Genomic DNA, 8,644 nt, shown 5'->3' with positions numbered 1-8,644 from the left:
GCCAGGATCAAACTCTCCAATAAAGTTAGTTTGTCTAGCATCTAAAATAAAAATTGACGTTTCACGTTGTTTGTTTCGTTCAGTTTTCAAAGAACTACTTAGTCGCTCATTTGCGACTTCCTTATGTTAACACTTTCGTTAATTGATGTCAACTAAGTTTTTTATTTCGTTTGTCGCTTTCGACGTTAATGTCATCGGCGACTTGTTCTATATTACACCCCCGTAGATCAACCGTCAATACCTTTTATCTTTTTTATTTTATAAATCATAAAAGCTTTACCCTGTCTTAATTTCTAACACAGCCTTAGAACTTCTTAAACTTATGTATTCAAACTAACAATCTGCAGCCTACACTCTCTAACTTAATACTAATACTTTTCTAAAGAATGAATGTGCGACCAAGTAAATATATATTAAGAATAGTATTTTTTCTTTTAGTACGTCCTCCCTCCTGCTCATCTCTAGGGAGATTATAAATAAAACACTTCTCTTCTTTACCTTTAAAATCTAATATACTTAGGAGGCGTTATGAAATGCATGTTAATAAAAAGATAATTTATGTATCCCATGATGCCCATTTCCACGGAGCACAGCTACTTTCTTTACATACTATTAAGGCTCTTAAAGAAAACTTTGATTACTCTGTTGCAATTATCTCTATTGGATCAGGTATTTTAATTCCAGATTTTCAAAAGTACGGTCCTGTTTATTGTCTCGAGCAAGGTTATCAAACAGAAGAAAAGGTCGAATTATTAATAAAGGATTTATTATCACAGGATTTTACCCTCGCCATATGTAGCACTGTCATAAGTGGCGATATCGTCGCATTACTAGCTAGACACAATATAAAAGTTGTTTCATTAATACATGAATTACCGCATTTAATACAACAGTACTCTGCTGAAGGGAAAGCTAAAAACATCGCTGAATTTGCTTACAAAGTTGTCTTCCCTTCACAATACGTATATGAAAAATTTCGTACAATCACTGAATTGGATCCTCAAAAATGTCACATTCTCCCTCAAGGTTTGTTTAACCACAACCCTTATAAAAACAATATCGCAAAAGCTAGAAATGAGTTACGTAAGAAGCTTAACCTGCCTCTAGATAGCAAAATCATCTTAGGTGTAGGCTTCGCAGATTATCGAAAAGGAATAGATTTATTCTCACTTATCTCTTACTCAGTACGAAAGACTCACAAGGATATTCATTTCATTTGGGTAGGGAGAACGGACGTTCCATTCCTGAATACACTGCCCCCTAAATATAAAGCACATTTCACATTAGTCGATCCTACTCCCGATATTGGATTATATAACGCCGGGGCTGACTTATACTTATTAACTTCAAGGGAAGATCCTTTTCCAAATGTTGTTTTAGAAGCATTAGATGCAAAACTTCCTGTTATAGGGTTTAAAAATGCTGGAGGTTTTGAAGATGTTGTTACAGAAAAAACTGGTGCCTTAGTAGATTTTTTAAATTTACCCAAAATGCTAGAGAAAATATATGAATTTATTCACGATGAGGGATTACGATTACAAAAGGGAAGCTTGGGCCAAGAACTTATCGAAAAAAACTTCAATTTTCTTAATTACATTTATCAATTACTAGATCTTCTCGAACATAATTACAAAAAGATAAGTGTAATCATACCGAACTATAATTATGAAAAATACTTACCTGCTCGAATCGAATCAATCTTAAACCAAACCTACCCTCTTTACGAACTAATTTTCTTAGACGATGCCTCCACTGATCATAGCGTATCAACTTTTAAAAAGCTGCTCTCAAAAGAAAATAAGCCCCACCTGAAGGTTCAACAGATTATTAATGATAAAAACTCTGGTTCCGTATTTAAACAATGGATAAAAGGAGTCTCTGCAGCAACTGGTGATTATATTTGGATCGCAGAGGCCGATGACTTATGCGATAAGACATTTTTACAAGAGGTGATACAGGGGTTTTATATAAATAACAATATTACCTTAAGTTACACACAATCAAAACAAATTGATGAACAAGGAAATGTATTGGCTAATCATTATTTAAATTACACAAATGATATCGATAAAGAAAAATGGAAAGGCCCCTATTTTCGAAAAGGCGTCGAAGAAATACAAGATACGTTACTTATCAAAAACACTATACCTAATGTTTCAAGTGTAGTTTTTAAAAATATAGATATGAAGAAAACAGAAAAACAGTTAGAGAAGTTCAAAATAGCTGGTGATTGGTTTTTCTACGTTTCTCTTCTTACAGAGGGAGATATTTACTTCAATCCATCCCCCTTAAACTATCATAGACGACATTTAAATAGCGTAACGAGAACAGAAGATTCATACTCCCATTACAATGAAGTTGTACAAATGCAAAATTTCATTAAAGAAAGATTTACTATCGACGACATTTCTAAAATGAAAATGTATACATATAGAAAGCATCTTAAAGCATACTTAAAAATTTAAACATGTGCTTTCTATGCCATCAATATCTCTAGTAAGTTGCTACTATTACTTAAGGGAGGAATACTCTTTGAAAGACTTTATAGAGGAACATAAAGATTTAATTTCTCAAATCGCACACAACTATAATGTAAATGCAAGTATCCATCCTGAGGATCATATCTTTCAGTTCATTGTCACTAATCCCGTCTTCCCATCAAAAAAAGAAGCGATAGATTACTACTTTAAAGATGGGCAAAACTCAGCACAAATACTCTTAAACTTAATTACTTCCCTTTATCCTCCTACAGGCAATCCAATTAAATTGTTAGAATTTGCATCCGGATACGGCTGCGTAACACGTCATTTATTAAATCTACAAGCGAATTTGAGTATAACCGCTTGCGATATACACGAAGAGGCTATTTCCTTTATTGAAAACAAATTAAATAATTCTTCTATATTATCTCATCCTGAGCCTGAACAGTTAAAATTGGACTCCTCTACGTACGATATCGTTTTTTGTCTATCCTTTTTCTCTCATATGCCTGATACAACTTGGTTTCGTTGGCTGCAAACATTGTATAACGCTGTTTCACCTGGTGGTTTATTCATTTTCACAACCCATGGCTATCAAAGCAAAAAATACTTCGGGTTTCCAAATTTAAATGAAAAGGGCTATTGGTTTCTCTCTTCTAGTGAACAATTCGATTTAGATGTGAATCAATACGGACAAACGATAGTTAGTCCCTCTTACGTGTGTGACAAAATTAAATTATTACCCCATAACCCAATTATCAAAAAGTATACTGAAGGATTTTGGTGGGAACATCAAGACCTTTGGGTTATAGAAAAAGAAGCAAAATAATAACCCACGCTCTGCTTATATACAAGTAGAGTGTGGGTTATTATTTTTTACTATATAAGAACTCTTCAATCCATAGCTTATTTAATCTAATCCCATGTTTAAAATCTATTTTAGGTTCCCAATTCAATTCTTGTTTTACCTTATCAATATTTAAAATGATTTTTTGAACGTTCTCTTGTTTTTGTTTGTAACAGATAAAATCCACTTTTCTTTCTGTTATTTTCTCTAATTCCACTATAATTCGTTTTAAAGAAAGACCTTTGCCACTCCCTATATTGTATACGCAAGATTTCAATTGATTTAATTGTGCTAATTGTATAGTAATTTCAACTAAATCATCGATATAAATATAATCTCTAATAATCTCCTCTGGATTCCCATATATATGAATCCTTTCATTACTGAGATGCTGGTACAAAAAACAATTTATCGCCCCAACTTTTTTTAAGGGGTTTTGGTATTTTCCATACGGATTAGAATATCTACATACAACATAATCTATTCCATATTTTCTCTTATAAAAGTACAAATAATTCTCCAGCGAAACTTTTGTTATTCCATACGGGGAAAGTGGTCTTAATGGATGTTTCTCATCAATAGGCAAATATTCAGGTTCACCATAAACTGTGCCTCCCGAAGAAGCTAATATAATTTTTTTAATACGAAAATCTTTAACACTTTCCATGAAATTAAGAAAAAATAGACTGCTATTAATATCACCGAAAACATCTTCAATTGAAGTTGCTACGTTAGACGTCGCAGCTAAATAAATAATAATATCTATATTCACTAAAGCCTTATATATATCCTCAACATTTTCTAAATCACCTTTAATAAATTCAACTTCACTTATAATATTTTGAGGAAAATTATTTATATGTCTGGAAAATACTTTTACATTTTGCCCCTGTTTCAATAAACCCAATGCGAGGTTGATACCAATGAAACTATTTCCACCTACTATTAAATAATTATTCTTCCTCATAATATCATCTCTCTAGTAATAAATTTTTCCCGTCGTCAAACCTAAAAATATACACAAATAAACTGGATCATTTCGATTATTCATCTTCTTATCATTGTATGTTTGTTATAAATTTTCATTATCTTTATTTTCTATTTTCATTTTAGAATAGCTTCCTTATTCAGGTTGACTGCAAAAACACTCATAATATTTACTCATCCCCATGAATATATTTAATAAACAATCCTCACTTGTTTAACCCCAAAAAAAAACGTCTACATACACAAATTTCCCAAAAAGGAGTGCGAAACTCATGAAAAATATAAATCAAGAACTTTTAAATCATGTAATTCTACATAAAGATCGAATTCCACATTACCATAAAGACTTCCCGATTATACTATTTTGGAGTCATAGAAGCGGATGCACCGCGTTAGCTAATTGGTTCTTTTTTCAAATCGGATTATTTACTGAAGCAAAGAAATACAATGACTTTATTCATTACTATGAGTTCTGGGTGTATAAGAACAATACAAATTACATACCCGAGTTACAAAATGGTCTTCTAGAGGGTAAAAAGGATGTTTGTAAACTTGTGCGAAATCCCTATACAAGGGCTGTCAGCTCATTTCTATTACTTGCTGACAACCCATATGCTAGCCCTCAATGGGAAAGTATCCGTCATTATTTTTATAATGACAAATATAGTAATCAAGGAATATCATTTAAACAATTTTTATATTACGTTCAGGCATTCAGCTCCAATTCTCTAGCGTTAGATATACATTTTAGTCAACAATACGTCCCTGGTGAAGAAAACTTCATCCAATGTTATATTCCTTTAGAAGATTTTAATACACAAATCACCAAACTAGAACACACGTACGATTTGATAAAATCCCCTTTAGCACTTCTTACAAATTCAGATCATCATCGCGCACACAAGATGATTTATGCAGGGAGCTATGCAGAACTTAGCATTACAGATACAGACTTCCCACGATTTCCAACATACGAAAGCTTTTATGATAAAGAAACTATGGATTTAGTTACAGAAATATACGCACAGGATTTTGAAATGTATCCATACACGAAAGGGATATTTTAAGTCTATACATTTTCCCATGAATAAAAGCTGATGCATCGCATAGCATAAAGTGAAACTTTAATTCGATTAGGGGTTCTCTTCAACTGATTATTCCCTTCTCCTAATCGCAATTTTAAGAGATACCTAACTTTCACCCATTCCCCCTTTGATTTCGCTGATTGTTGACGTGTATCATACTTTCCATAAATAGATTGCATTTAACATAGGAGGGATGTCGTGTGGAAATCAATTTGAAACACAATAATGGGTACTGCGTTATTTGCGAAAAGAAAGCTACATTTATAGAGCATAATGATTGGCTTAGAGATCATTATTTATGTTCTACATGTAACTCTATACCAAGGCAGCGAGCTTTAATCCATGCCTTGCATACATTTTTTCCAAAATGGGATTCCTATAGTATCCACGAATCCTCTCCTGGAGGAATTACAACTCAGCTACTATTAAAAAACTGTAAAAACTATACTTATTCTCAATACTTTAGAAATTATCCTCTTGGCCAATACTTTCAAGGTATTAGATGTGAGAACTTAGAAGACATGACTTTTGAAAATGAATCTTTTGATTTATTCATTACTCAAGACGTTTTTGAGCATGTAATGACGCCAAACAAAGCCTTTAAAGAAATAGAACGAGTATTAAAACCTGGCGGCGCTCATGTATTTACTGTCCCTTGGTATCCTACACTCACAAAAACTGTGCAAAGAGCAAGAATGAATCAAGAGGTGATTGAATATATTGAAGAGCCCATTTATCACGGAAACCCTATTGATGAGAATGGATCTTTAGTAACGTTCGATTGGGGGCAGGATATGATTGAATATATTTATACACACGCAAACATGTATACCATTGTTTATTTACAAAAGGATAGATCACTAGGGTTAGATGCTGAATTTTTACATGTTTTTATTAGTAAAAAGCAAGAAAATAAAGTTTAATCACTATATAATTCGGAGGTTTAACAAATGAATAAATTTAAGTTAGGAAGTGATTTTGATCATCTTGTTAATTCACTATCTGATGTCGAACTTCTAAATTTATTTATACAAAGTTGTTCACAAACAACGATAAATGGGGTTCCCGTACCTAGGTTTCCTCCTGAAGAAATTCAAAAACAATTTGTAGGTGCTTCCTATGAACATGCTCTTTACGAAGCATATTTGTTTTATAGACATATAAAAGAATACGCCCAAAATTTAGGGGTTCCCTTAAATAAAGAAAGTAAAGTTTTAGACTTCGGCTGCGGATGGGGAAGAATTATACGCTTCTTATTTAAAGATGCCTCTGATCAAAATTTACTTGGCATTGATGTCGATCCTGCGATGATCACACTTTGTAATGAAACACTAGGAAGAGGGATATATAAAACAGCAAGTCCACATCCCCCTGTAGAATTTATTAGTGACAATTCATTAGATATCATATTCGCTTATTCTGTATTCTCACATTTATCCGAAGCAACTGCAGAAAATTGGGTAAAAGAATTTTCAAGAGTTCTTCGCCCTGGTGGAATCTTCATCGCAACAACACAAGCGCGCTATTTTCTTGATTTTTGTCAACAATTCCAAGAACATCCTGAATTAATTCAAACAGGATGGCATAAAACTTTATCTCAAGCTTTTCCAGATATACATCGCGCCATCTCGGATTATGAAAATGGCAAATTTGTTCACAGTCCTACTGGTGCAGGAGATGTTAGAAATAGTAGTTTTTACGGAGAAACTGTTATACCTAGGACTTATATTGAAAATCATTATGAGAAATATTTAAAGCTACAAGACTTTTTTGATGATGTAAATCGATTACCACAGGCCCTCTTTGTCCTTCAAAAAATTTAATTCCTTTCATTCAACGTAATAAATTTCATGACGAAAAGCACTTTCTATTTCAGCTATATATCAAATTACCTAATACTCTCTTATTAAGTAAGCTTAAAAAAAATCCAATACATACCATAAAAAGAAAGTAAACAGATAACATATCTCTTATTTTAAAATTGCTTCACCAAATCAAGAATAACTTCCCAACACTTGAACTACGAAAAACATGAGGGGGATATAACTTGAAAATAATCGCTTTTTACTTACCACAATTCCATCAAATTAAAGAAAATGATCGATGGTGGGGGAAAGGATTTACTGAATGGACAAATACTAAAAGTGCACAACCTTTATTTTCAGGACATTATCAACCTAGGGAACCTTATCAAGATTTTTATTACGACTTAACTACCCCCTCCGTAAGAAAGTGGCAAGCGGAAATCGCTAAAGCATACGGTATATATGGTTTTTGTTATTATCATTACTGGTTTAAGGGAAAAAGACTATTAGAAACACCCTTTAATGAGGTACTAAAGATGAAGGAACCTGACTTCCCTTTTTGTCTTTCTTGGGCAAATGAACCATGGACAAAATCTTGGGATGGTCTCGATAAACATATATTAATGCCTCAAGACTACGGAGATATATCTGATTGGAAGGAACACTTTGATTATTTATTACAGGCTTTCCAAGATGAGAGATATATTTATATAGATGATAAACCTCTATTCATTATTTATCGTCCAGGACATATTCCTGATTGTGAAAAAATGCTTAATTACTGGAATGCATTAGCGCGAGAAAATGGTTTAAAAGGTATATACTTTGCTGAAACATTAAACAGTTTTCCACTACCTAATATAAATGGATTCGATGCCAGCATTCAGTTTGAACCTTTCTATACAATTGCCCATGATAGCTCTTCAGACATAAATAAGGTAATATATGATTCTGATATGCAATTAAATGTTTGGGACTACGATAAAGTATGGATGTATATATTACAACGATCGCTCCCAAAGAAAAAAACATTTCCCGGGGCTTTTGTTGATTGGGATAATACTGCACGACGTAAAAACGCGAATAGCAGCATCTTTGTAGGTTCTACCCCTGAAAAGTTCACCATATATTTAAGCAAGCAAATTCATCGTACTTACTCTTTTTATAACAGCGAGTTTTTATTTATTAACGCATGGAACGAGTGGGCGGAAGGAACTTACTTAGAGCCAGATAAAAAATATGGATTTTCTTATTTAGAAGGGGTTAAAAATGCAATTGATAGAGGTATGAAAGCATACAAAAAAGACGAGTCATTCTGACTCGTCTTAAAGTTGCTTGGCGACGTCCTACTCTCACAGGGACAAGGTCCCAACTACCATCGGCGCTAGAGAGCTTAACTTCCGTGTTCGGTATGGGAACGGGTGTGACCTCTCTGCCATC

Annotated in this window: 7 protein-coding genes and 1 rRNA gene; 6 read left to right on the top strand and 2 right to left on the bottom strand. The window is 33.2% G+C overall.

The genetic code is table 11. The annotated features are described in order from the left end of the window. The first annotated feature begins 533 nt into the window (after positions 1 to 533). A complete protein-coding gene (locus tag ACTFSL_RS30925) occupies positions 534 to 2,465 on the top strand; it encodes a glycosyltransferase (RefSeq protein ID WP_440042948.1) in 1,932 nt (643 codons plus the stop codon). 67 nt (positions 2,466 to 2,532) lie between these two features. Further along, on the top strand, positions 2,533 to 3,309 hold the full coding sequence (locus tag ACTFSL_RS30920; RefSeq protein ID WP_000651232.1) for a class I SAM-dependent methyltransferase: 777 nt from the start codon (positions 2,533 to 2,535) through the stop codon (positions 3,307 to 3,309). 40 nt (positions 3,310 to 3,349) lie between these two features. Here ACTFSL_RS30920 and ACTFSL_RS30915 read toward each other — a convergent pair whose 3' ends face one another. Further along, positions 3,350 to 4,294 (bottom strand): NAD-dependent epimerase/dehydratase family protein, encoded by a 945-nt coding sequence (locus ACTFSL_RS30915; protein ID WP_001230827.1) that lies wholly within the window; start codon positions 4,292 to 4,294, stop codon positions 3,350 to 3,352. 292 nt (positions 4,295 to 4,586) lie between these two features. On the opposite strand from ACTFSL_RS30915, the gene ACTFSL_RS30910 reads away from it, so the two are divergent. From ACTFSL_RS30910 to ACTFSL_RS30895, 4 genes are all read left to right on the top strand, one after another. After that, positions 4,587 to 5,381, top strand: a complete 795-nt coding sequence (locus ACTFSL_RS30910) for a sulfotransferase family 2 domain-containing protein (protein ID WP_000790047.1) — start codon at positions 4,587 to 4,589, stop codon at positions 5,379 to 5,381. 218 nt (positions 5,382 to 5,599) lie between these two features. Further along, complete coding sequence (locus tag ACTFSL_RS30905) at positions 5,600 to 6,322, top strand: class I SAM-dependent methyltransferase (protein WP_440042946.1); 723 nt, start codon at positions 5,600 to 5,602, stop codon at positions 6,320 to 6,322. A gap of 27 nt (positions 6,323 to 6,349) precedes the next feature. Continuing rightward, a complete protein-coding gene (locus ACTFSL_RS30900; RefSeq protein WP_001031897.1) occupies positions 6,350 to 7,222 on the top strand; it encodes a class I SAM-dependent methyltransferase in 873 nt (290 codons plus the stop codon). A gap of 224 nt (positions 7,223 to 7,446) precedes the next feature. Then, positions 7,447 to 8,523, top strand: coding sequence for a glycosyltransferase WbsX family protein (locus ACTFSL_RS30895; RefSeq protein ID WP_000690976.1), 1,077 nt, complete (start codon positions 7,447 to 7,449; stop codon positions 8,521 to 8,523). A 14-nt stretch (positions 8,524 to 8,537) separates the two neighbouring features. On the opposite strand, the gene rrf is transcribed toward ACTFSL_RS30895, so the two are convergent. After that, positions 8,538 to 8,644 (bottom strand): 5S ribosomal RNA (gene rrf / locus ACTFSL_RS30890); the annotation flags it as partial.

It is taken from the genome of Bacillus cereus group sp. MYBK108-1, assembly GCF_051917185.1.
Lineage (GTDB): Bacteria > Bacillota > Bacilli > Bacillales > Bacillaceae_G > Bacillus_A > Bacillus_A cereus.
The sequence above is the reverse complement of the archived record's forward strand: the minus strand, read 5'-3'. Positions and strand labels throughout refer to the sequence as shown.

Coding starts and splice junctions, on each gene's coding strand:
- ACTFSL_RS30900 (WP_001031897.1), top strand. CDS start 6,350: ATGAATAAATTTAAGTTAGGAAGTGATTTTGATCATCTTGTTAATTCA.
- ACTFSL_RS30915 (WP_001230827.1), bottom strand. CDS start 4,294: ATGAGGAAGAATAATTATTTAATAGTAGGTGGAAATAGTTTCATTGGT.
- ACTFSL_RS30910 (WP_000790047.1), top strand. CDS start 4,587: ATGAAAAATATAAATCAAGAACTTTTAAATCATGTAATTCTACATAAA.
- ACTFSL_RS30925 (WP_440042948.1), top strand. CDS start 534: ATGCATGTTAATAAAAAGATAATTTATGTATCCCATGATGCCCATTTC.